Annotated in this window: 26 protein-coding genes; 17 read left to right on the forward strand and 9 right to left on the reverse strand. The window is 70.5% G+C overall.

What is annotated here, in order from left to right:
* Positions 1-75: 75 nt before the first annotated feature.
* Both VFE82_RS18260 and VFE82_RS18265 read right to left on the reverse strand, forming a co-directional pair.
* Positions 76-1,020: a DMT family transporter gene (locus VFE82_RS18260; RefSeq protein ID WP_325001761.1), complete on the reverse strand. Its 945-nt coding sequence runs from the start codon at positions 1,018-1,020 to the stop codon at positions 76-78.
* A 33-nt stretch (positions 1,021-1,053) separates the two neighbouring features.
* Positions 1,054-1,533, reverse strand: a complete 480-nt coding sequence (locus tag VFE82_RS18265; RefSeq protein ID WP_325001762.1) for a hypothetical protein — start codon at positions 1,531-1,533, stop codon at positions 1,054-1,056.
* 234 nt (positions 1,534-1,767) lie between these two features.
* Here VFE82_RS18265 and VFE82_RS18270 point away from each other — a divergent pair, with 234 nt between their 5' ends.
* From VFE82_RS18270 to VFE82_RS18315, 10 genes are all read left to right on the forward strand, one after another.
* Positions 1,768-2,334, forward strand: coding sequence for a DUF4142 domain-containing protein (locus VFE82_RS18270; protein WP_325001763.1), 567 nt, complete (start codon positions 1,768-1,770; stop codon positions 2,332-2,334).
* A 128-nt stretch (positions 2,335-2,462) separates the two neighbouring features.
* A complete protein-coding gene (locus VFE82_RS18275; protein ID WP_325001764.1) occupies positions 2,463-2,660 on the forward strand; it encodes a hypothetical protein in 198 nt (65 codons plus the stop codon).
* Between the two features lie 146 nt (positions 2,661-2,806).
* A complete protein-coding gene (locus VFE82_RS18280; protein WP_325001765.1) occupies positions 2,807-3,553 on the forward strand; it encodes a tyrosine-protein phosphatase in 747 nt (248 codons plus the stop codon).
* Positions 3,554-3,728: 175 nt separating this feature from the next.
* Positions 3,729-4,622 carry an alpha/beta hydrolase gene (locus VFE82_RS18285; RefSeq protein ID WP_325001766.1) on the forward strand — a complete coding sequence of 298 codons (894 nt, stop codon included), beginning with the start codon at positions 3,729-3,731 and terminating at the stop codon, positions 4,620-4,622.
* A gap of 88 nt (positions 4,623-4,710) precedes the next feature.
* Entirely contained in the window at positions 4,711-5,202 is a 492-nt protein-coding gene (locus VFE82_RS18290; RefSeq protein WP_325001767.1) for a hypothetical protein, read from the forward strand.
* Between the two features lie 79 nt (positions 5,203-5,281).
* Entirely contained in the window at positions 5,282-6,604 is a 1,323-nt protein-coding gene (locus VFE82_RS18295) for a cation:proton antiporter (RefSeq protein ID WP_325001768.1), read from the forward strand.
* Positions 6,605-6,682: 78 nt separating this feature from the next.
* Positions 6,683-6,865, forward strand: a complete 183-nt coding sequence (locus tag VFE82_RS18300) for a hypothetical protein (protein ID WP_325001769.1) — start codon at positions 6,683-6,685, stop codon at positions 6,863-6,865.
* A gap of 32 nt (positions 6,866-6,897) precedes the next feature.
* The gene (locus VFE82_RS18305) at positions 6,898-7,398 is read left to right on the forward strand and encodes a hemerythrin domain-containing protein (protein ID WP_325001770.1); all 501 of its coding nucleotides are present in this window, start codon (positions 6,898-6,900) and stop codon (positions 7,396-7,398) included.
* A 169-nt stretch (positions 7,399-7,567) separates the two neighbouring features.
* Positions 7,568-8,056, forward strand: coding sequence for a hypothetical protein (locus VFE82_RS18310; RefSeq protein WP_325001771.1), 489 nt, complete (start codon positions 7,568-7,570; stop codon positions 8,054-8,056).
* 1 nt (position 8,057) lies between these two features.
* A complete protein-coding gene (locus tag VFE82_RS18315; RefSeq protein ID WP_325001772.1) occupies positions 8,058-8,516 on the forward strand; it encodes a hypothetical protein in 459 nt (152 codons plus the stop codon).
* Positions 8,517-8,595: 79 nt separating this feature from the next.
* On the opposite strand, the gene VFE82_RS18320 is transcribed toward VFE82_RS18315, so the two are convergent.
* Genes VFE82_RS18320 through VFE82_RS18330 form a run of 3 tightly spaced genes read right to left on the reverse strand, consistent with a single transcriptional unit; the run spans position 8,596 to position 11,618 of the window.
* Positions 8,596-9,480, reverse strand: coding sequence for a sulfurtransferase (locus VFE82_RS18320; RefSeq protein WP_325001773.1), 885 nt, complete (start codon positions 9,478-9,480; stop codon positions 8,596-8,598).
* 52 nt (positions 9,481-9,532) lie between these two features.
* Entirely contained in the window at positions 9,533-10,423 is an 891-nt protein-coding gene (locus VFE82_RS18325) for a DMT family transporter (protein ID WP_325001774.1), read from the reverse strand.
* 49 nt (positions 10,424-10,472) lie between these two features.
* Positions 10,473-11,618, reverse strand: a complete 1,146-nt coding sequence (locus tag VFE82_RS18330) for an aromatic ring-hydroxylating dioxygenase subunit alpha (RefSeq protein ID WP_325001775.1) — start codon at positions 11,616-11,618, stop codon at positions 10,473-10,475.
* Positions 11,619-11,764: 146 nt separating this feature from the next.
* Between VFE82_RS18330 and xseB the strand changes: the two genes are divergently transcribed.
* The 5 genes from xseB (at position 11,765) to VFE82_RS18355 (ending at position 17,383) form a co-directional block, all read left to right on the forward strand.
* A complete protein-coding gene (gene xseB, locus VFE82_RS18335) occupies positions 11,765-11,992 on the forward strand; it encodes an exodeoxyribonuclease VII small subunit (RefSeq protein WP_325001776.1) in 228 nt (75 codons plus the stop codon).
* Complete coding sequence (locus tag VFE82_RS18340; RefSeq protein ID WP_325001777.1) at positions 11,992-12,894, forward strand: farnesyl diphosphate synthase; 903 nt, start codon at positions 11,992-11,994, stop codon at positions 12,892-12,894. Before xseB ends, VFE82_RS18340 begins: the two co-directional genes overlap by 1 nt.
* Positions 12,895-12,907: 13 nt before the next feature.
* Entirely contained in the window at positions 12,908-14,809 is a 1,902-nt protein-coding gene (gene dxs, locus VFE82_RS18345) for a 1-deoxy-D-xylulose-5-phosphate synthase (protein ID WP_325001778.1), read from the forward strand.
* 197 nt (positions 14,810-15,006) lie between these two features.
* On the forward strand, positions 15,007-16,086 hold the full coding sequence (locus tag VFE82_RS18350; RefSeq protein WP_325001779.1) for a TRAP transporter substrate-binding protein: 1,080 nt from the start codon (positions 15,007-15,009) through the stop codon (positions 16,084-16,086).
* Positions 16,087-16,303: 217 nt separating this feature from the next.
* Complete coding sequence (locus VFE82_RS18355) at positions 16,304-17,383, forward strand: TRAP transporter substrate-binding protein DctP (protein WP_325001780.1); 1,080 nt, start codon at positions 16,304-16,306, stop codon at positions 17,381-17,383.
* Between the two features lie 144 nt (positions 17,384-17,527).
* Here VFE82_RS18355 and VFE82_RS18360 read toward each other — a convergent pair whose 3' ends face one another.
* Positions 17,528-18,577 carry an NAD(P)-dependent alcohol dehydrogenase gene (locus tag VFE82_RS18360; RefSeq protein WP_325001781.1) on the reverse strand — a complete coding sequence of 350 codons (1,050 nt, stop codon included), beginning with the start codon at positions 18,575-18,577 and terminating at the stop codon, positions 17,528-17,530.
* A 277-nt stretch (positions 18,578-18,854) separates the two neighbouring features.
* On the opposite strand from VFE82_RS18360, the gene VFE82_RS18365 reads away from it, so the two are divergent.
* Together VFE82_RS18365 and ybaL are read left to right on the forward strand one after the other, a co-directional pair.
* Complete coding sequence (locus tag VFE82_RS18365) at positions 18,855-19,937, forward strand: TRAP transporter substrate-binding protein (protein ID WP_325001782.1); 1,083 nt, start codon at positions 18,855-18,857, stop codon at positions 19,935-19,937.
* 166 nt (positions 19,938-20,103) lie between these two features.
* The gene (gene ybaL / locus VFE82_RS18370) at positions 20,104-21,789 is read left to right on the forward strand and encodes a YbaL family putative K(+) efflux transporter (RefSeq protein WP_325001783.1); all 1,686 of its coding nucleotides are present in this window, start codon (positions 20,104-20,106) and stop codon (positions 21,787-21,789) included.
* 27 nt (positions 21,790-21,816) lie between these two features.
* On the opposite strand, the gene VFE82_RS18375 is transcribed toward ybaL, so the two are convergent.
* The 3 genes from VFE82_RS18375 to VFE82_RS18385 all read right to left on the reverse strand — a co-directional run bounded on the left by VFE82_RS18375 (position 21,817) and on the right by VFE82_RS18385 (position 25,641).
* Positions 21,817-23,073, reverse strand: a complete 1,257-nt coding sequence (locus tag VFE82_RS18375) for a putative Na+/H+ antiporter (RefSeq protein ID WP_325001784.1) — start codon at positions 23,071-23,073, stop codon at positions 21,817-21,819.
* Between the two features lie 161 nt (positions 23,074-23,234).
* Positions 23,235-25,013, reverse strand: coding sequence for a TRAP transporter large permease subunit (locus VFE82_RS18380; protein WP_325001785.1), 1,779 nt, complete (start codon positions 25,011-25,013; stop codon positions 23,235-23,237).
* A gap of 25 nt (positions 25,014-25,038) precedes the next feature.
* Complete coding sequence (locus VFE82_RS18385; protein ID WP_325001786.1) at positions 25,039-25,641, reverse strand: TRAP transporter small permease subunit; 603 nt, start codon at positions 25,639-25,641, stop codon at positions 25,039-25,041.
* Between the last annotated feature and the right edge of the window lie 69 nt (positions 25,642-25,710).

Genomic DNA, 25,710 nt, shown 5'->3' on the forward strand with positions numbered 1-25,710 from the left:
GGTCGAGGGGGTGCCTGTAGGAACCCGCCCACAGCTGCCGTACGGCGGCGGCGGGTCGCCGGCAGCGCCCGCGGTTCAGAGCGAGGCGACCATCGCCAGCAGGCCGGCCGTCACCAGCAGGAGGCCGGCCTGTTCGAGTGGCACCAGCTTCTCGCTCAACAGGCGCCGCGACACCAGGTAGCTGAACACGACCTCGGCCAGCCCCAGGGTGCGCACGTTCGCCGCGGTGGTGAGGGCGAAGGCGGTGAACCATCCGAGCGAGGCGAGGGCGCCGGCCAGGCCTGCGAGGATCGAGGCGCGCCAGGCGGTCGCCGTGGCGCGCAGCGCCTGGGGCGAGCGCACGGCCAGCCAGCCCCCCAGCACCACTGTCTGCGCGGCCTGGGCCCACAGCACGCCCCAGGCGCCGGACACCCAGGCCGACGCATCCGGCAGCGCCAGCGCCGCGCCGCGGTAGCCGACGGCCGAGAGCGCGAACCCTGCGCCGGAGGCCAGCCCCCACAGCGCGGCCGAGCCGGCCCAGTCGCGGCCGGTCGTGGCGCCGGGTTTCTGCGGCAGCGAGAGCAGCACGACGCCGGTCGTGGCCAGGGCCATCGCCAGCAAGGTCCAGCCGCCCGGGAGCTCGCGCAGAAACAGGGTGGCGAACACGGCGACCTGGAGCGCGTCGGTCTTCGAGTACGCCACCCCCACCACGAAGTTGCGCTGCTTCATGGCGGCCAGCAGGCAGGCCGTGGCGGCGAGCTGGCTGGCCGCACCGAGCATCAGCCACGCGAAGTAGGAACCGCTGAACGCGGGGACCGCGGGCCGACCGGGCAGCGCGTGCAGGACCAGCACCCAGGCGGCGGCAAACGGCAGCCCGTACAGGAAGCGGGCCAGGGTCGCGCCCAGCGTGCCGGCCTGTGCGACCAGCGAGCGCTGCGCCGCGTTGCGTGCGGTCTGTGCGAAGGCGGCCCACAGGACGATGGGCACCCAGAGCCACTCGATGGCGGGAACGGGAATGGGAATGGGGGTGGACGGCGGCATGCTCGGCCGCATCATCCCCGATCCCGGCGCGTCTCAGCCGGAGCAGGTGGTGCCGTCGCTGCGCCGGAACGACTGCCCGCGCACCAGCTTCAGCGGGCCGTCGCCGTCGGTGACCCGCAGTTCCTCGCCGCGCTTTTCCAGCACCAGCGCGCCGACCTTGGTCGACTGCGTGCGCAGCACGTTGCCTTCGATGCGGCCTTCGATGGTGCGCGCGCGGCCGCGGCGCACCAGTTCGCCCTCGACGTCCTGCTGCCGCTGCGTCAGGTGCAGGCTGAACTCGTGCAGGCGGCCGGCGCCGCACCACAGGCCGCCGACCTGCACGGGCATGTGGTCGCCGGCGGGCGCGGTGGTCGCCGCGGGTGCGGTCGGTGCCGTCGGCGCCGCAGGTGCGGCGGGTGCCGCGGGTGGAACGCTGGTGTCCGGTGCTGGCGCGGTGCCGTCCGGGTCCTGGGCGGCCAGGGCAAGCGCGGCCGCACACAGCACGAGACAAGCAGGAACGAGGCGGCGGAACATGGCGGAACGATAGCAGGCCCCTGCGCTGCTGAGGCGCACGGTGGTCCGAGCGGGCCAGTGCACGCCCGCTCGCCGGCCCAGCTCTGCATTCCGGCACCCTGCGGTGGACCCACTGCGGTTGGTATCCGCTGCGGCTCGTGCCGCACGGAGGGCGGCGCGCAGGCCGTGGGCCGAGGCCTGCGGCAGGGCACGCGGCTTGCCCCATCCGGTGGTCACCCACCCCCAGGAGTTGCCATGTCCCGCGTGCCCCACTTCATCGTCCGTGCCGTCCTGGCCGCCGCCGTCGCCGGCGGCGTTGCCACCCTCAGCGGATGCGCAGGCATGTCCCACACCACGGCAGGCGCCTCTGCGGCGACCCGACTGTCCGCGGAGGACCACGTGTTCGCCATGCAGGCCGCCGGCGGCGGGCAGTACGAGGTGCTCGCAGGGCAGCTCGCCATCCAGCGGGCTGCCAACGCCGACGTCCGCGGCTTCGGCCAGATGCTGGTGGACCACCACACCGCCGCCAACGCCGAGCTGGCCTCGCTGCTGCAGGCGCGGGGGCTGGTGCCGCCGTCCTCGCTGCCCTCGCAGTACGCGGCCAAGCTCGCGCGCCTGAACGCCGCCCCGGCCGCCGCCTTCGATGCGCAGTTCGTCCGCACCGCCGGCCTGGAGGACCACCAGGTGCAGATCGGCCTGTTCGAGCAGGCCAGCCGCGAGGTGCGCGACCCCGCGCTCAAGGCCTGGTTCGTGCGGACGCTGCCGACCCTGCGCAGCCACCTGCAGGCGGCGCAGGTGCTGGCCGGGTCCCTCGCCGGCTAGCGCGGTGGGCGGGCGCGTCCTACAGCCGCGGGCCGCCCCAACCGACAGACGATGCGTCCTCGCTGCCTAGATTCAGGATCGCGGCCCGTGCACGGTGCGCGGCCCGTCCACAACGCAAGGAGCAAGCTATGGCATCTTCGAAGTCGTCGTCCGGCAGCAGCAAGAGCAGCGGCAACGCCGGCAGCCGCGGCAGCCGCGGGCAGGCCAACAGCGGCGCCGTGACCCGCAGCGAGGCGGGCAGCAAGGGCGCCAAGGTCAGCAACCAGAACAGCAAGGCCCAGAGCGAACGTGCCCTGGGCAACAGCAACCGCAGCAAGAGCAAGTAGGCGCTGCGGGCCGCCCGACGCCCGGCGCCGCCGGGCGTTGCTTTTTGCGCGGTCGGCACCGGCGCGCGTGCGGCGGCTGAGTCTTTGTTCACGCGGTTGCGCCATGCCTCGCGCGGGACCGCCGGGCCCGCGCGACAATCCCGGCGATGGCCGTCCCGCCCCTGTCGATCACCAACCCGTCCAACTTCCGCGACCTGGCCGCGAACGTCCGCAGCGTGCGCGTGCGGCCGCACCGGCTGTTCCGCTCCGACCATCTGGGCGCGCTCGACGCCGACGACGTGCGGCAGATCCGCGCGCTCGGCGTGCGCCGGGTCCTCGACTTCCGTGGCGTGCACGAGCGCACGTCGGCGATGTGCGCGCTGCCGGACGTGGCGGTGCATTCGCTCGCCATCGAGCCCACCATCGTGCAGGTGCTGGCCGAACTCACGGCGGCGGGCCACCGGCTGGGCGAGGCCGACGTGGTGCGGCACATGCAGGACACCTACCGCGGGTTCGTGCGCCGCAGCTCGCCGCAGTTCGCCCGGTTCTTCGCACTGCTGCTCGCATCGGACGATCCCACCGTCTTCCACTGCACGGCCGGCAAGGACCGCACCGGTTTCGCGGCGGCCCTGGTGCTGCACGCCCTGGGGGCCGGGCCGGACGAGGTCATGCACGACTACCTGTTGACCAACGAGCGCCTCAAGCCCCCCGCGTTCGTGTGGAAGGGACTCGAGCCGCACGTGGCGCGGGTGCTGTGGGGCGTCCAGCCGGAGTTCCTGCAGGCGGCCTTCGATGCCATCGAGGAAGACCATGGCGGGCTGGACCGCTACCTGCGCGACGCGCTCGGCGTCGGACCCCGCGAACGGGATCGCCTGCACGCCCTGTACGGCGCCGGCGCCCCGGACCAGTCCTAGCGCGGCCGTTTCCTACTTCATCGGTTGGGCGGCGCCGACAGGTCGCGGCTGGGCCTGGGCGCACCATCGACTGCAAGAAACCGGCATCGCAGCCGGTGCTCGCGAAGGGAGAGGTCATGGCAGTCGGCTACCCGGCATCGTGCAAGCGCGATGCGACCAACGCAGGAGCAGCGCCATGGCACGCCTCATGCACCCGCTGATCGCGCTGCCCGCGGTGGGCGCGGCCCTCTACGGCGCGGCGCTGGCCTGGCTCTGGTTCCGGCAGGAGCGGCTGCTGTTCGAGCCGGAGCAGCTGGCGCAGGACGAACCCGTCTGCTCCGATGCCGACACCCGCGAATTCACGGTCGACGTGCCCGGCGCGCAGCTGTCGGTCGCACAGCTGAGGCGGCCCGGTGCCCGCGGCGTGGTGTTCTACCTGCACGGCAATTCGGGCAACCTGCGCAAGTGGTTCGTGGGCCTGGACGCCTTCCGCGAGCTGAACTTCGACGTGGTGATGATGGACTACCGCGGCTACGGCAAGAGCACCGGCCGGATCGAAAGCGAGAAGCAGCTGCAGGACGACGTGCTGGCGGTCTGGCAGGCGGTGGCGCCGCAGTACGAGGGACGGCGCATCGTGGTGTCGGGCCAGTCGCTCGGCACCGGCCTGGCCGCGGGACTGGCCGCCGAGCTGTGCGCTGCCGGCCACGCGCCGGACCTCACGATCCTGGTCTCCCCGTACAGCAGCATGCGCGCGCTGGCCGACGAACACTATCCCTGGGTGCCCAGCGGCGTGCTGCGCTACCGGCTGCCGACCATGGACCACGCGTGCCGCGTCACCGGGCCCGTGATGCTGGTGCACGGCGACAAGGACGAGCTGATCGGCTTCCATCACAGCGAGGCCATCCTGCGCGCGCTGCCGCAGTGCCGCCTGTTGCGTGTCGAGGGCGCCGGCCATGGCGACGTGCACCAGTTTCCTTCCTTCCGCGAGGGCGTGGCCTCCGCGCTGATCGGCCTGGCGGGGCTGGCGCAGGCGCCGGCCCCGGCTTCCTACGCCCCTTCCGGCGAGATGCCTACAGTCGCGGCGGCCTGAGCGCGCCACGATGGCTGGACACACGGCCCGGGCGCCGGCTGGCCGCAGGCCTGCCGTCGCGCCGCAGGGCCCAACACAAGGAGCCAGCATGCCGAACCAGGAACAATCGAACGACGGCCGCCCGCACGTGAGCGGCGACCGGCCCGCGCCCGACGTGGAGCGCTACGCGACGGATGGCCAGTCGAACGCGCGCGGCAAGGGCGCGAGCGACGAGCAGGGCGAGATGCCGCCCCGCGCGGCCGAACGCCCGCTGGAGCGCCGTGCCGAGGCCTACGAGGGCGACGGGCCCGGCAAGGTCGGCCTCACCAGCGACCGCCAGCCCGACCTGGTCGCGCCCAGTGGCGTGAACGAAGGCGACCACGGCATGGCCGGCGACAAGCCGATGGGGGGCGGGTCGGTCAACTTCGACGACTTCGACGAGGAACGGCCCCGCGGCAACACCACCCGCACCGGCGGCACCTGGCAAGCCCAGGGCGGCGACGCCGGCGAAGTCGGCAAGGCGCCCGGCGCGGGACTGTCGAACCGCAACGGCCCGAGCGACCCCGACGCCAAGAACGTCAGCGACCGGCCCGGGTCCTGATGCCGCTGGGCGCGTGGCGTGACGGCCTCCTGCCTGCATCCCGCGCCGTGAGCCGGAGCGCGGGCCCCGCCCACGAGGGATGACCTTCGCCCTCTGGTCGATCCTGATCGGCGTGCTGCTGATCGTGATGGCGCTCGCGTCGACGGCGCTGCCACGGCTGCCGCTGTCCACCGCGATGCTGTACCTGGCCGTGGGGGTCGCCGTCAGCCCCGTCGGGCTCGGCTGGGCCCGCTTCGGCCCGCTCACCCACACCGTCCTGCTCGAGCGGCTCACCGAAGTCGTGGTGCTGGTGTCGCTCTTCACCGCAGGCCTGAAACTCAGCCATGGGCTGAAGGACCGGCGGTGGCTGTTGCCGCTGCGCCTGGCGACGCTGTCGATGCTCGTCACGGTCGGCTGCATCGCGCTGGTGGCCTGGGGCCTGCTCGGATTGCCGCCCGGCGCGGCCATCCTGCTGGGCGGGATGCTCGCGCCGACCGATCCGGTGCTGGCCTCCGACGTGCAGGTCCAGGCCCCGGACGACCGTGACCAGCTGCGTTTCGCGCTGACCGGCGAGGGTGGCCTGAACGACGGAACCGCGTTCCCGTTCGTGATGCTGGGCCTGGGATTGCTGGGGCTGCACGAGCTGGGGGAGCTTGGCTGGCGCTGGGTCGCCGTGGACCTGCTCTGGGCGGCGGCCGCGGGGCTGGGCATCGGGGCCGGCCTGGGCTTCGTCACCGGCCGGCTGGTGCTCTACCTGCGGCGGGAGCATGAGGAAGCGGTCGGCATGGACGACTTCATCGCGATGGGCCTGATCGGTCTGGCCTACGGCACTGCCGTGCTGGCCCATGCCTATGGGTTCCTGGCGGTGTTCGCGGCCGGTGTCGCGCTGCGGCACCTGGTCCAGCAGCAGAGCAGTTCGCCTGAGGAAAGCCGCAGCGCGGTGGAGCAGGCCGTCGCCGTCCCCGACCGCACCGCGGCGCAGAGCATCGCCGTCGACCCCAAGCACGCGCCGGCCTACATGGCCCATGCGGTGCTCGGGTTCAACGAGCAGGTCGAGCGCATCGGCGAGGTGGCGGCCGTCGTCGTCATCGGCGCGCTGCTGTGGGCCGTGCAGTGGGGGCAGGTGCCCTGGTGGTTCGTGGCCCTGCTGTTGCTGGGCATCCGGCCGCTCTCGGTGAGGATCGGGCTGGCCGGTTCCGGCATCAGCGGTTCGCGGCGGCGCCTCACCGCCTGGTTCGGCATCCGCGGCATCGGTTCGCTGTATTACCTCATGTATGCGGTCAACCACGGCTTGCCGGCCGACCTGGCCGGGCAGCTGACAGCGATCACGCTCGCGGTCGTCGTGACGTCCATCGTGGTGCACGGGATCTCGGTCACGCCGCTCATGGCCGCGTATGAGCGGCGCACCGTGCGCACCCGCTGAATCACCGACCCACTGTCCTACACCGGCGGCAGAGGCACGCTGACAGGGCTGGCGGAAGGCCCTGCCTACATTGTTGCGATGGCACAGGAAAACCCGCAGCAGCGCTCGACCCCGCCGGAGGCCACGACGCCTCGCGCCCAGGACGTGCCGCCGCAGCCGCCGCCGTCGAACGACAGCGCCGACGCCGGCCGCGGCACCGCGGCCGAGAGCGCCATGAAGCAGACCAGCAAGACCGAAGCAGAAACCGGCAGCCGCGGCTGAAGCGGCCTTCAACGCACGAGGAAGGACAGACCATGACCGACAGGACCGAGGATGCGCTCGAATTGCTGGACGCCGACCACAACGCCGTCCGCAAACTGTTCCAGGCCTACCGCGAACTGGCCGCCAACGACGCGTCGGAAGCCCGCCGCAAGGCGCTGGCCGAGCAGATCTGCATGGAGCTCACCATCCACGCCAAGCTCGAGGAAGAGCTCTTCTATCCGCCGGTGCGCGACGCCATCCGCGACGACGACCTGCTGGACGAGGCCGAGGTCGAGCATGCGGCAGCGCGCGACCTCATCGTGCAGATCCTGTCGATGGATCCGCACGAGGAGCTCTACGACGCCAAGGTGACGGTGCTCGGCGAATACATCGACCACCACGTCAAGGAAGAGCGCGACGAGATCTTCCCGAAGGTGCGCAAGAGCGGCCTGGACCTGGTCCGGCTGGGCGAGCGGCTGCGGGTGCGCCGGCGCGAGCTGGAGGCGGTGCCCGAGGCGCTGCGCGAGGAACTGTTGGTGTCGCTGGCGGCCTGAAGGCCGCGGTCGGCGGGTGTCGCGGCCGGCCGAGCCCGAGTCTGCGCTTGTCCTACAGGGTTCGACAGTGCCAGACGACAGCTTGCCCGGCGGCGCTCCTTAGAGTCAATGGCAGGCAGCAAGGGCTGCCGTTTCCATTCCATTCCAACGACCTCCAAGGAGTTCCCCGATGAACGCAACCTACCTTTCCCGCAGCGCCGCCCTGGCCCTGGTGGCGGCCGCCGCCCTCTCGCTGTCCGCCTGCAACCGCGGCGGCGAGTCCGGCAGCGCCGGCGCCGGCGGCACCTCGCCTGGCAGCTCCAGCACCGCCGGCGGCTCCGGCGCCGGTGGCAGCGGCAGCGGCGGTGCCATGGGTGGCTCGGGCTCCTCCGGCTCGGCCAGCTCGGGTGCCGGCGGCGCGGGCGGCAGCAGCGGCTCCGGCACCACCGGCAGCGCGAGCAGCGGCTCCACCGGCGGCGCGACCGGCGGGTCCACCGGCGGCACCAGCAGCATGGGCGGCTCGGGCGCCACCGGCGGCGGCAGCAGCACCACCACCCCGGACACGTCCGGCGCCTCGAGCTCGGGCGGCACCGCCGGCAGCTCGGGCGGCGCGACCGGCAGCTCGGGTGGCATGGGCTCCTCCAGCTCGTCGAACAGCACCGGCACCACCACGCGCTGACATGACGGTTCGCGCGCTCGCTCTCACGATGGCCGTCGCGGCCGCGCTGGCCGGCTGCCAGCGCGGTGCCGACACCGGTGCCTCGGCCAACCCGAACGCGCCCGGGAGCCCGGGCTCGAACGCCGCCGTGACCACGGCGCCGCAAGGCGGCGAGGGTCCGCCCGGCGGGCCCTCGGGCGTCGCCGGGTCCGCGGCGCATCCGGGCGCCTCGGGCGGTGATGTCGTGCCCGGCACCAGCGGGCGCGGCATGGCGGAAGCCTCGGGCCAGGCGCAGACCGCCCAGCCCGGGTCGGGACTGCAAGGAGGACTGGGTGCCAGCAACGGCACCGCCGCGCTCGGCGCCGGTCCGTCGGCAACCAACCCGATGAAGACCGGCGGCGCCGACCAGGCCAACCAGCAGGAATCGGCGGCGCAAGGCACGAGCAACCGCACGTCAGCGGGGGCGGTCGGGCGGCGCTGAAGCGTCCAGCGACACCGGCCCGTCAAGCGGGCCACGCCGAACGGGACGCAAGGCGTCCCGTTCGCGCTTCGGGCCCGCGTCAGCCCCGCGCCACGGGCCGCGACGGATCGCGGCACCACTCGCTCCAGCTGCCCGCATACAGCGCCGTCGGCGCGAAGCCGGCCAGTTCCATCGCGAGCAGGTTGGGAATCGCGCTCACGCCGCTGCCGCAGTGGTGCACGACCGTCGACGGATCGCGGCCCTGCAGCAGCTGCTCGAACTCGGATCGCAGTTGCGCGGCGGGCTTGAAGCGGCCATCCGGCCCGAGGTTCTGCGCGAACGGACGGTTGAACGCCCCCGGGATGTGGCCGGCCACCGGGTCCAGCGGCTCGACCTCGCCGCGAAAACGAGGCGTGGCGCGTGCATCGATGAGCGTCTGGGCACCACCCAGGCCGGCCTGCACATCGGACGTGGCGACCAGCCGGCGCAGCGGCGGGCCGAGGCGGAAGTTGGCCTGGAAGTGTGCCGGCTCCTCACCCGCCGACACCGCCCCGCCCGCGGCCTGCCACGCCTGCAGCCCGCCATCGAGCACGGCCACCGCATCGTGGCCGGCCCACTTGAGCATCCACCACAGCCGGCCGCAGTAGTTGGCGTTCTGGCGGTCGTACACCACCGCCTGCATGGCATTGCCGAAGCCCACCTTGGACAGCCACATCGCGAACTTCTCGCGGCTGGGCAGCGGGTGCCGCCCGCCCGAAGCAGCGTCGGCGTGCGGGTGGTGCGTGCCGTCCGGCTCGACCACGCCGGCATCGGCCAGGTCGGTGTCCAGGTTGGCGTACACCGCGCCCGGGATGTGGCGCTCGAGGTACTGATGGGCGCCGGCTGCCGGGTTCATCAGGTCGAAGCTGCAGTCGAAGACCATCAGCGGCGCGCCCGAGGACTTCAGGGCGAGCAGCTGCTCGGCGGTGATCAGGGTGGTGAACATCTCGGTCTCCTGTGGATGGGCCACCGCCGGGCGATCGGCGGTGCGGTTCGCCTCAGTGTTCCTCGGCCGGCGCGTCCGGTGCCGCGCGCGACCGCAGCACGGTCGCCCCGACGCCGCTGGCGACGATCAGCGCCATGCCGAGCCAGCCCATCGGCGTGATGGTTTCGTCGAACAGGGCCACGCTGTAGAACGCGCCGAACACGATGCCGGAGTATTGCAAACTGGCGACCACCAGCGTGGCGCCGTGGCTGTACGCGCGCGTCATGCACCATTGGCCGAGCGAGGCGAGCAGGCCGACCGGCACGAGCCACAGCGCGTGCAGCCAGTTCCAGGACGACACGCCGGTGAAGAGCATCCCCACCGCGCCTGCCGCCGCCGAGCCCACCGCGAAATAGAACACCGTGCGCGCTTCCGGCTCGCCGATCCGGCCCAGCGCCATCACCTGCATGTAGGCGAAGGCGGCTGTGAGCCCCGACAGCAGGCCGACCAGCCCCGCGAACACCTGGTTCTGGTCGATGGTGGGGCGCAGCATCAGCAGCACGCCGGCGAAGCCGGCCAGCACCGCCGCGGCCAGCGGACCCTGGCGCAGCATGCCGGTCCTGGGATTCCACGCGAGCAGGGCGCCGCCGACCAGGAACGCCGCGATCCACACGCTGCTCATGTAGTTGAGCGTCATGGCGGTCGCCAGCGGCAGGCCGGCGATGGCGTAGAACCAGGCACCCAGCGAGATCACCCCCACCAGGCTGCGCCATGCGTGCATGCCCACGTGCGCCGTGCCCAGCGACACCTTCTGCCGCCGCGCGAGCATCCACATGAAGAGCATGCCGAGCAGCCCGCGCCAGAACACCAGTTCGGCGCTGTTGAACCAGGCCGAGGCGACCTTCACGCAGACCGCCATGGTGGCGAATGAGAACGCCGCCAGGACCATCCAGAGCGATTGCATCAGCGGGACGGCCCCGTGCGGCCGGGCGGGCGACCCGCGGACGCCGGCATCAGGCGGCGAAGCGGCTCGCGCCCAGCTGCGTGCGGTACCACTCGTGGAAGTGCTGCATGCCGTCCTCCATCGGGCTCTGGTAGGGGCCGACCTCGTTGTCGCCGCGCTTCATCAGCGCGAGCCGGCCGGCATCCATGCGCAGGGCGATCTCGTCGTCCTCGACGCAGGTCTCCATGTAGGCCGCCTGCTGGGCCTCCACGAAGCCGCGCTCGAAGGCGGCGATCTCCTCGGGATAGAAGAACTCCACCACGTTGAGCGTCTTCTGCGGCCCTTGCGGGTACAGGGTCGAGACGGTGAGCACGTGCGGGTACCACTCGACCATGATGTGGGGGTAGTAGGTCAGCCAGATCGCGCCGTACTTGGGCGGTTCGCCGTTGCGATAGCTGAGCAGCTCCTTGTGCCAGCGCTCGTACACCGGGCTGCCGGCGCGGCCCAGGCGGTTGGCCACGCCCACGGTCTGCACCGAGTAGTGGTCCTTGAACTCCCAGCGCAGGTCGTCGCAGGTGACGAAACTGCCCAGTCCCGGGTGGAACGGGCCGACGTGGTAGTCCTCGAGGTAGACCTCGATGAAGGTCTTCCAGTTGTAGTTGCACTCGTGCAGCTCGACGCGGTCGAGCACCATGCCGGAGAAGTCGAGGTCGGCACGCGGCCCCATGTCGGCCAGCTCGGCGGCGACGTCGCGCCCGTTGTCCTCGAACAGCAGGCCGTTCCACCCGCGCAAGCGGTAGTTGTTCAGGTTCAGGCAGGGATCCTGGGCGAAGTGGGGCGCGCCCAGCAGCGTGCCGGCCTTGGCGCCATGGCCCGCGCTGTAGGTCCAGCGGTGCAGCGGGCACACGATGTTGCCGCCGGCCGACGGCCCGCTGTCCACGTTGCCGCGGCCGCGCAGGATCACGGCCTGCCGGTGGCGGCAGACGTTGGAGATCAGTTCCACGCCATCGGGCGTGCGCAGCAGCGCGCGGCCCTCGCCCTCGTGGGGAAGGGTGTGGTAGTCGCCGATGTTCGGAACCGCGAGTTCGTGCCCCACATAGCGGGGCCCGTGCTGGAAGATGGTGGACATCTCCCGCTCGAAGAGCGCCTGGTCGAAGTAGCTGGAGACTGGAAGTTGGCTTGTGGCCTGCTGGAGCTGAAGACTTAAATCAGACATTTCACCTGACCTAGAGACTCCCCCTATGAAGGGGCAGGTAAGCGCTTGATCCGGGGACTTGGGCGCGGAGAGGGACGGGGATTGTACCCCTGGGGTGCACGCGGGGATGCCCGGCCTAGAATCCGTCCTTTGCCCGCAAGGAACCGATGGCCAAGGACCCGTTGAACCCACCCGCCAGCTACGAGGCAGCCCTGGAAGAGCTCGAGCAGCTGGTGCAGGTGATCGAGTCCGGGCAGCTGCCGCTGGAGCAGCTGCTGACGGGTTATCAGCGCGGCGCCGAACTGCTCGCGTTCTGCCGCGGCCGGCTCGACGCGGTGGAGCAGCAGATCAAGCTGCTCGACGAAGGCTCGCTCAAGCCGTGGGCACCCCAGTGATGCACGCGCCCTCCACCTCGTTCACCCTGACCGACTGGAGCCGCGAGCGCCTGGCGCGCACCGAGGCGGCGCTGTCCGCGTGGGTCGTGGCCGATGCGCCCGCCGGCCTGGGCGAGGCGATGCGCTACGCCGTCCTGGACGGCGGCAAGCGGCTGCGGCCGCTGCTGGTGCTGGCGGCCAGCGAGGCGGTCGGCGGCAACGAAGCCGCAGCCTTGCGGGCCGCCTGCGCCGTCGAGCTGATCCATGCCTATTCGCTCGTGCACGACGACATGCCGTGCATGGACAACGACGTGCTGCGGCGCGGCAAGCCGACCGTGCACGTGAAGTTCGGGCAGGCCCGGGCGCTGCTGGCCGGCGACGCGCTGCAGGCGCTCGCGTTCGAGCTGCTGGCGCCCGAGGACGAGGGCATCCCCGCCTCGGTCCAGGCCACGCTGTGCCGCCTGCTCGCGCGTGCGGCCGGACACAACGGCATGGCGGGCGGGCAGGCCATCGACCTGGCCAGTGTCGGCGTGGCGCTCGACGAGGAGCAGCTTCGTCGCATGCACCGCCTGAAGACCGGTGCGCTGCTGCAGGGCAGCGTGATGATGGGCGCGGCCTGCGGACGGCCCGACGCGACCGCCGCCCGTGAACTGGAGCGCTACGGCGCCGCGGTGGGCCTGGCGTTCCAGGTCGTCGACGACATTCTCGACGTGACGGCCGATTCGGCCACCCTCGGCAAGACCGCCGGCAAGGATGCCGAGCAGGACAAGCCCACCTACGTCTCGCTGCTGGGCCTGGAACGTGCGCAGGCGCATGCGAAGGAGCTCCTGGCCCAGGCGTTCGAGGCGCTGGACGCCTGCGGCCTGCCCGACACCCGTGCGCTGCGCGCGCTGGCCCGCATGGTCGTCGAGCGGGACAACTGAACACTTCAACTCCATGGCAGCCTTGCTCGAAACCATCCACTCCCCGGCCGACCTGCGCCGGCTGCCGCGCGCGCAGCTCGGCCAGCTTGCCGACGAACTGCGCGCCTACGTGCTCGACAGCGTGGCGCGCACCGGCGGCCACCTCAGCTCCAACCTCGGCACGGTCGAACTGACGATCGCACTGCACTACGTCTTCAACACGCCGCACGACCGGCTGGTGTGGGACGTGGGCCACCAGACCTATCCGCACAAGATCCTCACCGGCCGGCGCGAGCGCATGGCCACGCTGCGCCAGCTCGGCGGGCTGTCGGGCTTCCCGCGCCGCGACGAGAGCGAGTACGACACCTTCGGCACCGCGCATTCGTCCACCAGCATCTCCGCGGCGCTGGGCATGGCGGTGGCCGCCAAGCGCAAGGGCGAAGACCGCAAGTCGGTCGCCATCATCGGCGACGGCGCGATGAGCGCCGGCATGGCCTTCGAGGCACTGAACAACGCGGGGGTCGCCGAATGCGACCTGCTGGTGATCCTGAACGACAACGACATGTCGATCAGCCCGCCGGTGGGGGCGCTCAACCGCTACCTGGCCCAGCTGATGAGCGGCCAGTTCTATGCCGCCGCCAAGAGCGTCGGCAAGAACGTGCTCAAGGTGGCGCCGCCGCTGTTCGAGCTGGCCAAGCGCTTCGAGGAGCATGCCAAGGGCATGGTCGTGCCGGCCACGCTGTTCGAGAAGTTCGGCTTCAACTACATCGGCCCGATCGACGGCCACGACCTCGAGTCGCTGGTGCCCACGCTGGAGAACATCCGCCACCTGAAAGGCCCGCAGTTCCTGCACGTGGTCACCAAGAAGGGCCAGGGCTACAAGCTCGCGGAAGCCGACCCCGTGGCCTACCACGGGCCCGGCAAGTTCGACCCCAAGGTCGGCATCACCAAGCCGGCGGGGCAGTCCAAGCCGACCTTCACCCAGGTGTTCGGCAACTGGCTGTGCGACATGGCCGCGCAGGACAAGCGGCTGGTGGGCATCACGCCCGCGATGCGCGAGGGCTCCGGCCTGGTGGAGTTCGAGCAGCGCTTCCCCGACCGCTACTTCGACGTCGGCATCGCCGAGCAGCATGCGGTCACCTTCGCCGCGGGCCTGGCCTGCGAAGGCCTCAAGCCGGTGGTGGCGATCTACTCCACCTTCCTGCAGCGCGCGTACGACCAGCTGATCCACGACGTGGCGCTGCAGAACCTGCCGGTGGTGTTCGCCCTCGACCGTGCCGGGCTGGTGGGCGCCGACGGCGCCACCCATGCCGGGGCCTACGACATCGCGTACCTGCGCTGCATTCCGAACGTCAGCATCGCGTGCCCCGCCGACGAGAACGAGTGCCGCCGCCTGCTCACCACCGCGTTCGAGCAGGAGCACCCGGTCGCGGTGCGCTATCCGCGCGGTGCCGGCGCCGGCGTCGCCATCGAGCCGGGGCTGCGACCGCTGCCCTTCGGCCGCGGTGAAGTGCGCCGCCAGCGCGAGGTCGGCGAGGGCGCGCCGCAGGGCGTCGCCATCCTCGCCTTCGGGACCCTGCTGCACCCGGCCTTGCAAGCGGCGGAACGACTCGATGCCACGGTCGTCAACATGCGGTGGGCCAAGCCGCTGGACACCGAGCTGCTGCTGCAGGTGGCACGCACGCATGCGGCGCTGGTGACGGTGGAGGAGGGCTGCATCGCGGGCGGGGCCGGCAGCGCGGTGGCCGAGGCGCTACACGCCGCTGGCCTCGAGCGGCCGCTCCTGCAGCTGGGACTGCCGGACCTGTTCATCGAGCATGGCGATCCGGCCAAGCTGCTGTCGCTCGAGGGGCTGGACGCCGCGGGCATCGAGCGCTCGGTGCGCGAACGCTTCGCCGACCTGGTGCCGCGTCCGACGCTCAAAGTGGTCGGCTGACGTCCGCCGCCGCCCTGGCTGGAGGGGCGGCGTGAGCGTCCGGTCCTGGAGGGTCAGGGCCCGGTCAGGTTGATTCGAAAGTGTTCGGGGTAGCCCTTACGGGCAAACCCCTGAATACGAAAGTGTGGGGCGTCCCGAGAATGGGGATGACACTTTGTCACGCCAACAGACATCGGTCATCTCGAAGAGGAGCCCCCATGGATCGTCGTTCCCTGATCAAGCACGCGGGCATTGCCGGCGTCCTGGCTGCCGGCGCCGCGCCCGCGGTGCACGCGCAGGCCGCCCTGCGCTGGCGCCTGGCCTCCAGCTTCCCCAAGTCGCTGGACACCATCTTCGGCGCCGCCGAGACCTTCTCCAAGGCGGTGCGCGCGATGTCGGGAGGCAAGTTCGAGGTGTCGGTGCATGCGGCCGGCGAGCTGATGCCGGCCTTCGGCGTGGTCGACGGCGTGCAGCAGGGCACGATCGAGTGCGGGCACACCGCGCCCTACTACTTCTTCGGCAAGGACGAGTGCTTCGCCCTCGGATGCGCGATCCCCTTCGGCCTGAACAGCCGCCAGATGTCGGCGTGGATGTACGAAGGCAACGGCCTGAAGCTGATGCGCGAGTTCTACGCCAAGTACAACATCGTCAACTTCCCCGGCGGCAACACGGGCGCGCAGATGGGCGGCTGGTTCCGCAAGGAGGTCAAGGGCCTGGCGGATCTCAAGGGCCTGAAGTTCCGCATCGGCGGCTTCGGCGGCAAGGTGATCGAGCGCCTGGGCGTGGTGCCGCAGAACATCCCCGGCGGCGAGATCTACCAGGCGCTCGAGAAGGGCACCATCGACGCGGCCGAGTGGATCGGCCCCTACGACGACCAGAAGCTGGGGTTCGCCAAGGTGGCGCCGTTCTATTACTACCCCGGCTGGTGGGAAGGCGGCCCCGAGCTCGACTTCTTCATCAACCAGAAGGCCTTCGACGCCCTCTCGGCCGAGAACAAGGCGATCGTGGAAGCCGCGGCGGCGCAGGCCCACGTGGTCATGCAGGCGCGCTACGACGCGCTCAACCCGGCCGCGCTCAAGCAGCTGGTGGGGCAGGGCACCAAGCTGCGCCCGTTCCCGAACGACATGATGAACGCCGCCTTCAAGGCCGCGATGGACCTGTACGACGAACTGAACACCAGGAACGAGAGCTGGAAGAAGATCTACGCCGACTATTCCCGGTTCCGCGCCGAGCAGAACCTGTGGTTCCGCTTCACCGAGGCGACGTTCGACCGCTTCATGCAGACCCAGAAGCTCTGACCTCCCGCCGGGCGGCTGGCGCTCCGCCAACCGCCCGCCTGGGACCCGCGAGCAGGCCGCACACCCGTGCGGCCTTCGTGTTTTCCGGACGCTTGCAGAAGGCTGACACGGGCCGGCGCCGCGTCAGGAGGCTGCAAGACTCCCCCAGGGGGCCAGGGGATCATCGCGCGCGCGCCACTGCGGTGCGCGCATCCACAAAGCCACTAGGAGACTCCCCATGGATCGCCGTTCCCTCATCAAGCACGCCGGCGTCGCCGGCATCGTGGCCGCCGGCACCGCCCCCGCGGTGCATGCCCAGCAGGCCATCCGCTGGCGCATCGCGTCCAGCTTCCCGAAGTCGCTGGACACCATCTACGGCGCGGCCGAGGTGTTCGCGCAGAAGGTCAAGGCGCTGTCGGGTGGCCGCTTCGAGGTCTCCGTGCACGCGGCTGGCGAACTGATGCCCGCCTTCGGCGTGGTGGACGGCGTGCAGAACGGCACCGTCGAGGCGGCGCACACCGCCCCCTACTACTTCTTCGGCAAGGACGAGACCTTCGCCATCGGCGGCGCCATCCCCTTCGGCCTGAACAGCCGCCAGATGAGCGCGTGGACCTTCGAGGGCAACGGCCTGAAGCTGATGCGCGAGTTCTACGCCAAGTACAACATCATCAACTTCGCCTGCGGCAACACCGGTGCCCAGATGGGCGGCTGGTTCCGCAAGGAGGTCAAGGGCCTGGCCGACCTCAAGGGCCTGAAGTTCCGCGTCGGCGGCTTCGCCGGCAAGGTGATCGAGCGCCTGGGTGGCGTGCCCCAGAACATCCCCGGTGGCGAGATCTACCAGGCGCTGGAGAAGGGCACCATCGACGCGGCCGAATGGATCGGTCCGTACGACGACCAGAAGCTGGGCTTCAACAAGGTGGCGCCGTTCTACTACTACCCCGGCTGGTGGGAAGGCGGCCTGCAGCTGGACCTGTACATCAACCAGAAGGCCTATGACGCGCTGAACGCCGAGCAGAAGGCGATCGTCGAGGCGGCCACCGCCTACGCGCACGTCGAGACGCAGGCCAAGTACGACGTCAAGAACCCGCAGGCGCTCAAGCAGCTGGTGGGCGCCGGCGCCAAGCTGCGCCCGTTCCCCAACGACGTGATGGCGGCCTCGTTCAAGGCGTCGATGGAGCTGTACGAGGAACTGAGCAGCAAGAACGAGAACTGGAAGAAGGTCTACAGCGACTACGCCAAGTTCCGCGCCGACCAGAACCTGTGGTTCCGCTTCACCGAAGCCACCTTCGACCGGTTCATGCAGAGCCAGAAGCTGTAAGCGCTCCGCGCACCAGCCCGCAAGCCGCACGCCGTGCGGCTTTTTCTTTGGTCCGGCCCGCGGCGGGCGAGACGCGGCAGGTTGCCGCCGGTCAGGGCGGCGGCACTGCCGGCGCGCGCTGCGAAGCGGCCCCGGGCAGGTCCTTCACCTGGCCAGCGTGGCGTTGTCGATCACGAAGCGGTACTTGACGTCGCCCCGGAGCATCCGCTCGTACGCGGCATTGATCTGGTCGGCCCGCACCAGCTCGATGTCCGCCACGATCCCGTGCTCCGCGCAGAAATCCAGCATCTCCTGGGTCTCGGGGATGCCGCCGATCATCGACCCCGCGAGCGAGCGCCGTTTCATGATGAGGTTGAAGACGTTCGGTGACGGGTGGGGCGTGGCCGGAGCGCCGACCAGCGTCAGGGTGCCGTCGCGCTTGAGGAGCACCAGCAGCGCATCGAGATCGTGCGGCGCCGCCACCGTGTCCAGGATGAAGTCGAAGCTCCCGGCATGGCGGGCCAGCTCCTGCGGATGGCGGGACACCACGACCTCGCTCGCCCCCAGTGCCCTGGCCGCCTCGCGCTTGGACTCCGATGTCGTGAAAGCCACCACGTGCGCGCCCATGGCATGGGCCAGCTTGACCCCCATGTGGCCGAGGCCGCCGATGCCCACCACGCCCACCTTCCGGCCCGGACCTGCATTCCAGTGGCGCAGCGGCGAGTAGGTCGTGATCCCGGCGCACAGGAGCGGTGCGACGGCGGCCAGCTGCGACTCGGGGTGCCGGATGCGCAGGACGTAGCGCTCGTGCACGACGATCTTCTGCGAGTAGCCGCCCAGCGTCCAGCCCGGCTCGTCGGGGGTGGGGGAGTTGTACGTGCCGACCATGCCGTCGCAGTAGTTCTCCAGGCCCGCGCCACAGTCGTGGCAGTGCTTGCAGCTGTCGACGATGCAGCCCACCCCCACCAGGTCACCGACCCGCAAGCCCGAGACGTCGGGCCCGACGGCCGCCACCCGCCCGACGATCTCGTGGCCCGGGACGCAGGGAAACCGGGTGCCCGCCCACTCGGCGCGCACCTGGTGCAGGTCCGAGTGGCAGATGCCGCAGAACGCGATGTCGATCTGGACGTCGTGCGCACCCGGTGTGCGGCGGGGGATCTGCAGCGGCTCCAGGGGCTTGTCGCCCGCGTGCGCGCCATACGCTTCGACCAGCATCGCATGTCCTTCCGTGGGTTGGAGGGTCGCCATTCTGGGCGGGATCCGGCCCGCGGACTGCAACGGAATGGAACCCCTGTCGTCGCGCGTCTCGCCCGGCATCCGGTCGCCTGTCGGGCACCACCCGGGCCGGCCCGCACCCCCGGGAAACCCCGTCCGTGCTGGTGCGCCGGGTCCAATAGAGTGCGCGCTGAAAGCCTTTTGACAGCTTTCTCCGGTGGGCAAGCCCATCATGGCGCGCGCATTTCCCTCGAACAGAACACAGGAGCACTCATCCATGGATCGCCGTTCCCTCATCAAGAACGCCGGCATCGCCGGCGTTCTGGCCGCTGGCGTCGCGCCGGCCGTCCACGCCCAGGCCGCCGTGCGCTGGCGCCTGGCGTCCAGCTTCCCGAAGTCGCTGGACACCATCTTCGGCAGCGCCGAGACCTTCTCGCGCACCGTCAAGGCCCTGTCGGGCGGCAAGTTCGAGGTCTCGGTGCATGCCGCCGGTGAACTGATGCCGGCCTTCGGCGTGGTGGATGCCATCCAGAACGGCACCATCGAGATGGCCCAGACCGCCCCGTACTACTTCACCGGCAAGGACCCGATCTTCGCGTTCGGCTGCGCGGTGCCCTTCGGCCTGAACGCCCGCCAGATGGACTCCTGGATGGAGCACGGCAACGGCCGCAAGCTGATGGACGCGTTCTACGCCAAGTACAACATGAAGAGCTTCAGCGCGGGCAACACCGGCACCCAGATGGGTGGCTGGTACCGCAAGGAGATCAAGTCGGTGGCCGACCTCAAGGGCCTGAAGATGCGCATGGGCGGCGGCCTGTTCGGCGAGGCGATGGCCAAGCTGGGCGTGGTGGCACAGAACATGCCGGCCGGCGAGGTGTACCAGGCGCTCGAGAAGGGCACGCTGGACGCGACCGAGTTCGTCGGCCCCTACGACGACGAGAAGCTGGGCTTCAACAAGGTCGCGCCGTTCTACTACTACCCCGGCTGGTGGGAAGGCGGCGCCGAGCTGGAGTTCTTCGCGAACACCAAGGCCTACGAGGCCCTGTCGGCCGAGAACAAGGCCATCGTCGACGCGGCCACCCAGGTGGCGGCGCGCGACATGACCGCCAAGTACGACGCCCTGAACCCGGTCGCGCTCAAGCGCCTGGTGGCCGCCAAGACCCAGCTCAAGCCGTTCAGCAAGGACGTCATGGACGCCGGCTTCAAGGCGTCGATGGAAGTCTTCGCCGAGCACGAGGCGAGGTCGCCGGAGTTCAAGAAGATCCACCAGGACATGCGCGCCTTCCAGCGCGACCAGCTGCTGTGGACCCGCTTCTCGGAGTACCGCTTCGACAGCTACATGACCAACGTGAAGATCTGACGCGTCACCGGACGCTGTCGACCGAGGGCCGCGCATGCGGCCCTTTTTTTCGTCCGGGCCCAGGCGGGGCCGGCCTGTGCGCCGGTCGCCGCCTCTCGGGCTTCTGTTGCATCTGGAGGCCGCCGGCCCGCCATGGGCACGCGCCGGCGTGCGATAGATTCCAAGCATGGATCACCATGTGCCACTCATCGCCACCATCGCGGCGGGCCTGGGCCTTGCCCTGCTGCTCGGCTTTCTTGCCGCCCGCCTGAAACTCCCCGCCCTGGTCGGTTATCTGCTGGCTGGCGTGCTGATCGGCCCCTACACGCCCGGCTTCGTCGCCGACACCGGGCTGGCTGCCCAGCTGGCCGAGATCGGGGTGATGCTGCTGATGTTCGGTGTGGGCCTGCACTTCTCGCTGGGTGACCTGCTGGCCGTGCGCAAGCTTGCCGTGCCTGGAGCGATCGTGCAGATGGTGGTGGCCACCGCCATGGGCGCCGGGCTCGCCGTGTGGTGGGGCTGGAGCGTGCTGGCCGCGGCGGTGTTCGGCCTGTCGCTGTCGGTGGCCAGCACCGTGGTGCTGCTGCGGGCGCTGGAAAGCCAGGGGCTGCTCGAGAGCTTCAACGGCCGCGCGGCGGTCGGCTGGCTGGTGGTCGAGGACCTGGCCATGGTGCTGGTGCTGGTGCTGCTGCCGCCGCTGGCCGCGGCTTTCGGCCCGCAGGGCGGGCAGGGCGTCGGCAGCCTGTGGCGCACCATCGGCCTGACGCTGGTGCAGGTGGGCGTGTTCGTCGCGCTGATGCTGGTGGTCGGCCGCCGGCTCTTCCCCTGGCTGCTCTGGCACGTGCAGAAGGTCGGTTCGCGCGAGCTGTTCACCCTGTGCGTGGTGGCCGCGGCCGTGAGCATGGCCTGGGGCGCCACCCAGCTGTTCGGCGTGTCGTTCGCCCTCGGCGCGTTCTTCGCCGGGATGGTGCTGCGCGAGTCCGAGTTCAGCCACCGTGCTGCCGAGGAATCGCTCCCGCTGCGCGACGCGTTCGCCGTGCTGTTCTTCGTGTCCGTGGGCATGCTGTTCGACCCGGCCGTGCTGCTGGAGGACCCGCTGGGCGTGCTCGCCGTCACGGGCGTGATCGTGGTGGGCAAGTCGCTGGCCGCCGCGCTGGTGGTGCTGCTGCTGCGCTATCCGCTGAACACGGCGCTGACCGTGTCGGCCAGCCTGGCGCAGATCGGCGAGTTCTCATTCATCCTCGTCGGGCTGGGTGCTTCGCTGCAGGTGCTGCCGCCGCAGGCCCAGAGCCTGGTGGTCGCCGGTGCCATCCTCTCCATCGCGGTCAATCCGGTGCTGTTCCGCGCGGTCGCGCCGGTGCAGCGCTGGCTGCTGCGGCGCTCCGCCCTTGCGCGGCAGCTGCACGCCCGTGCCGATCCGCTGGCCGAGCTGCCGATGGCGACCGATGCCAGGTACCTGTCGCGCCAGGTGGTGCTGGTGGGCTATGGCCGGGTGGGGCGCGAGATTGCGGCTGCGCTGCGCGCCGCCGGCCTGCCCTTCGTGGTGGCCGAGACCAACCGCGAACTGGTCGAGCGGCTGCGGGCCGAGGGCACCCCGGCGGTGGCGGGCGACGCTGCCGAACCCGAAGTGCTGATCCAGGCCCACATTGCGCATGCGCGCATGCTGGTGATCGCGACGCCCGACACGCTGGGTGTCCGACGCATGGCACAGGCCGCGCGCCAGCTCAACCCCGACGTCGAGATCGTCGTGCGCAGCCACAACGACGCCGAGGCCCGGCTGCTGGAGGCGGAGATGCGCGGGCGGATCTTCCTGGGCGAGCGCGAACTGGCCCTGGCGATGAGCCGCTACGTCGTCGAGCGCTGCGCGGCCTAGCAGCCCGCCGCGCCGCGGCGCACCGTCCTAGAGGTGGAAGGCGACGACGGCCACCAGCGTCGGCGCCAGGGCGCCCAGCAGCAGCCCGCCGGCGCCGATGGTGCCGTCGTTGAAGCCCGGGCGCAGCAGGGCGACGCCGGCCGGATTGGGCGCATTCGCGATCACCGTCAGGCCGCCACCGGCCACCGCGCCCGCGACCAGGGCGTAGCGGGCCTGCTCGCTGAGGCCCTCGATCAGCGAGCCCAGGTAGGTCAGCGCGGCGTTGTCCGTGATCGCCGTCAGCGCCAGGGCACCGAAGAACAGCGCCTGCGGGCCCAGGCTGGACACCAGCGGCTGCAGCCACCACTGCTGCAGCCCGCCCAGCACCACCAGGCCGGCGAGGAAGAACGCCACCAGCAGCGCCTCCTTCAGCAGCAGCGGGTCCTGGTGGCGCTCGTACGCCTTGGTGTAGCCCATGAAGAAGAGGAACAGCCCGATGAACGCCACCGGGTGGTGGGCGAACACGACGACCGCCGCCAGGAACCCGAGGTGGACCGCGCTCACCACCAGCGGCACCGGTTGGCGGCCCTGCTCCGGCCCGGCCGGAACCGCGGGGAGATGGCGACGCAGCAGCAGGGTCACCACCGTCGCATTCACCAGCACCGCCAGCGCGGCCTTCCATCCGAAGTGCGCGGCCATGAAGGCCGAGTCCCAGCCCCAGGTGCCGGCCACCATCAGCACCGGCGGCGCGGCATACGAGGTGAGCGTGCCGCCGATCGACACGTTGACGAACAGCACCCCGAGCGCCGCGTACTTCAGCCACTCGGGGATGCCCGGCCGGAACACCCGCGGCGCCAGCATCAGCGCCGCCAGCGTCATCGCGGCCGGCTCCGTCACCAGCGATCCGATGAGCGGCAGCAGCGCCAGGCCCAGCCACACCGCCGCCGTCCCGGTGGGCACCGGCGCCAGCCGCGCGAGCCCCTGCACCAGCGAGCGCATCGCCTCCAGCACCGGCCGCGAGGCGGCCACCACCATCACCACGAACACGAACAGCGGTTCGGTGTAGTGGCGGGACTCGACGTATTCCAGCGCGGTGTCGCCGCCGCCCAGCACGGCCATCGCCACCACCAGGACGAAGGCCCAGAACCCGAACACCACCTCGACCTCGCCAAGCAGGTGGAAGACGCCCTCATGGCGCGGGAACCGGTGGCTCAGGCGCTCCAGCTGCTTGGCGGCGAAGGTGTGCAGCAGCGCCAGGGCAAAGAGGGCTGCCGCGAGGAGATCGGTGGTGGTGGCGTCGGGCATCGGCCGAGTCTAGCGAGCCGCCCGCCATCCAGAGCTGCTCCATCCGGCAGGGCCTGGCCGGTGCGGCGGCGTTCCCGAACTGCCTTGCGGCCGCGCGGGCACCGAGGCTTTCAAACGCAAGAGGCCTCCCGAAGGAGGCCTCTTGCGCAGCGGCGGGGTGCCTACCGCTTGATGTTGAACAGCTCGTCCATCTTCTTCTGCTCGTCCTCGCTGCTGGTGTCCGGCGCCGGCGGTGCGAGCGGATCGGAGGCGGCAGGGGTGGCGGGGGCGGCCTGCGGCTCGGTGCCGGAGGGCGTGTACTCGATGTCGGCAGGCATCTCGATCTTGACCTTGTCGAGATCGATCTTCTCCTCCTTGTCGCGCGACACGATGCCGGGGAACGCGATGATCAGCGCCACCATCAGGATCTGGATCAGCACGAACGGCACGGCGCCCCAGTAGATCTGCATCGTCGTGACGGGTGCGATCGTGCGGTTGGTCACCTTGTCGGTGTACTCCTTGTGCGGGGCCACGCTGCGCAGGTAGAACAGCGCGAAGCCGAACGGCGGGTGCATGAACGAGGTCTGCATGTTCACGCCCAGCAGCACGCCGAACCAGATCAGGTCGATTCCCAGCTTGTCGGCCACCGGCGCCAGCAGCGGCACCACGATGAACGACAGCTCGAAGAAATCGAGGAAGAACGCCAGCACGAAGATCAGGATGTTCACCACGATCAGGAAGCCGAGCTGGCCGCCGGGCAGGCTGGTCAGCAGGTGCTCCACCCAGCGCGGGCCGTCCACGCCCTGGAAGGTCAGGCTGAAGATGGTCGAGCCGATCAGGATGAACACCACGAAGCACGACAGCTTGGTGGTCGTGTTCAGCGCCTGGGTCAGCAGCGAGAAGCTCAGGCGGCCGCGGGCCACCGCCATGATCAGGGCGCCCAGCGCCCCCATCGCGCCGCCCTCGGTGGGGGTCGCGATGCCCAGGAAGATGGTGCCCAGCACCAGGAAGATCAGCAGCAGCGGCGGGATCAGCACGAAGGTGACGCGTTCGGCGATGCGCGAGAGCAGGCCCAGGCGGGTGGCCTTGTTGACCAGCGCGATCACGAAGGCCAGCAGCACGCCGGCGCACAGCGACACCACGATGGTTTCGTCGGTCGCCACGCTGGTGATCTCGCGGCCCTGGAGCCAGCCCAGCACGCGGGCCCAGTTCTCGCCGAGCGTGATGGCCGCTGCCGCCGAGACGAGGGTCAGCACGACCAGCGATGGCAGGCCGGACTTGCCGTTGTCTTCGCGGATGGTGCGGGCTTCCAGCGGCAGCGCCGGGGCCCAGTTCGGCTTGAAGACGGCCACGGCGATCACGTACAGCAGGTAGAAGCCGGTGAGCACGAAGCCGGGGATGAAGGCCCCCTTGTACATGTCGCCCACGCTGCGGCCCAGCTGGTCGGCCAGCACGATCAGCACCAGCGACGGCGGAATGATCTGGGCCAGCGTGCCCGACGCCGCGATCACGCCGGAAGCGAGCCGCCGGTCGTAACCGTAGCGCAGCATGATGGGCAGCGAGATCAGGCCCATCGAGATCACCGAGGCGGCCACCACGCCAGTGGTCGCCGCGAGCAGCGCGCCCACCAGGATGACCGCGATCGCCAGGCCGCCGCGCAGCGGGCCGAACAGCTGGCCGATGGTGTCCAGCAGGTCCTCGGCCATGCCGCTGCGCTCGAGGATCAGGCCCATCAGCGTGAAGAACGGGATCGCCAGCAGGGTGTCGTTCTGCATGATCCCGTTGATGCGCAGCGGCAGCGCCTGCAGCAGCGACTCGGGCAGGACGCCCAGCTCGATGCCGATGAAGCCGAAGAACAGGCCGCAGGCGCCGAGGCTGAAGGCCACCGGGAAGCCCAGCAGCAGGAAGATGATCAGGCCGCCGAACATGATCGGGGCCAGGTTCTGGGTGATGAATTCCATCATGTCTCCTCGTGACGCGGGCCGCTCAGGCCTCGCCCCGCGCCTTGGCCTCGGCCAGTCGGCGGATCTCCTCGGCAAGCTCCTCCTCGGCCGACTTCTCGCCCTTCTTGGCTGCGGGATCGGCGATCAGGCCCATCTGGAACGCGATGCGCTTGATCAGTTCCGAGACGCCCTGCAGCGTGAGCAGGACGAAGCCCACCGGGATCATCAGGTAGACCGGCCAGCGGATCAGGCCGCCAGCGTTGGAGGACACCTCGCCCGAGCGGTAGCCCTGCAGGAAGAAGGGCACGCCGTACCACAGCACGACCAGGCACACCGGCAGCAGGAAGACGGCGAAGCCGAAGATGTCGATCATGTTCTGGGTGCGGCGCGACAGCCGCCCGTAGATGACGTCGATCTTCACGTGCTCGCCCTGCAGCAGGGTGTAGCCGGCGGCGAGCAGGAAGGACGCTGCGAACAGGTACCACTGCACTTCGAGGTAGGCGTTCGAGCTCGTGTTGAACACCTTGCGGATGATGGCGTTCACGGCGCTGATCACCGTGGAGCCCAGGATCAGCCAGATGACCCACTTACCGACCAGGGATGTGAGCCAGTCGATGGCCCGCGACAATTTCAGCAATGGCTGCATGTGCTGTCTCCGAGTGCTTGCGTTGGATGTCCCCTGCGCGCAGCTCCTTGCTTCGCCGCTTGCCAGCGA

It is taken from the genome of Ramlibacter sp. (assembly GCF_035655895.1).
GTDB lineage: Bacteria > Pseudomonadota > Gammaproteobacteria > Burkholderiales > Burkholderiaceae_C > Ramlibacter.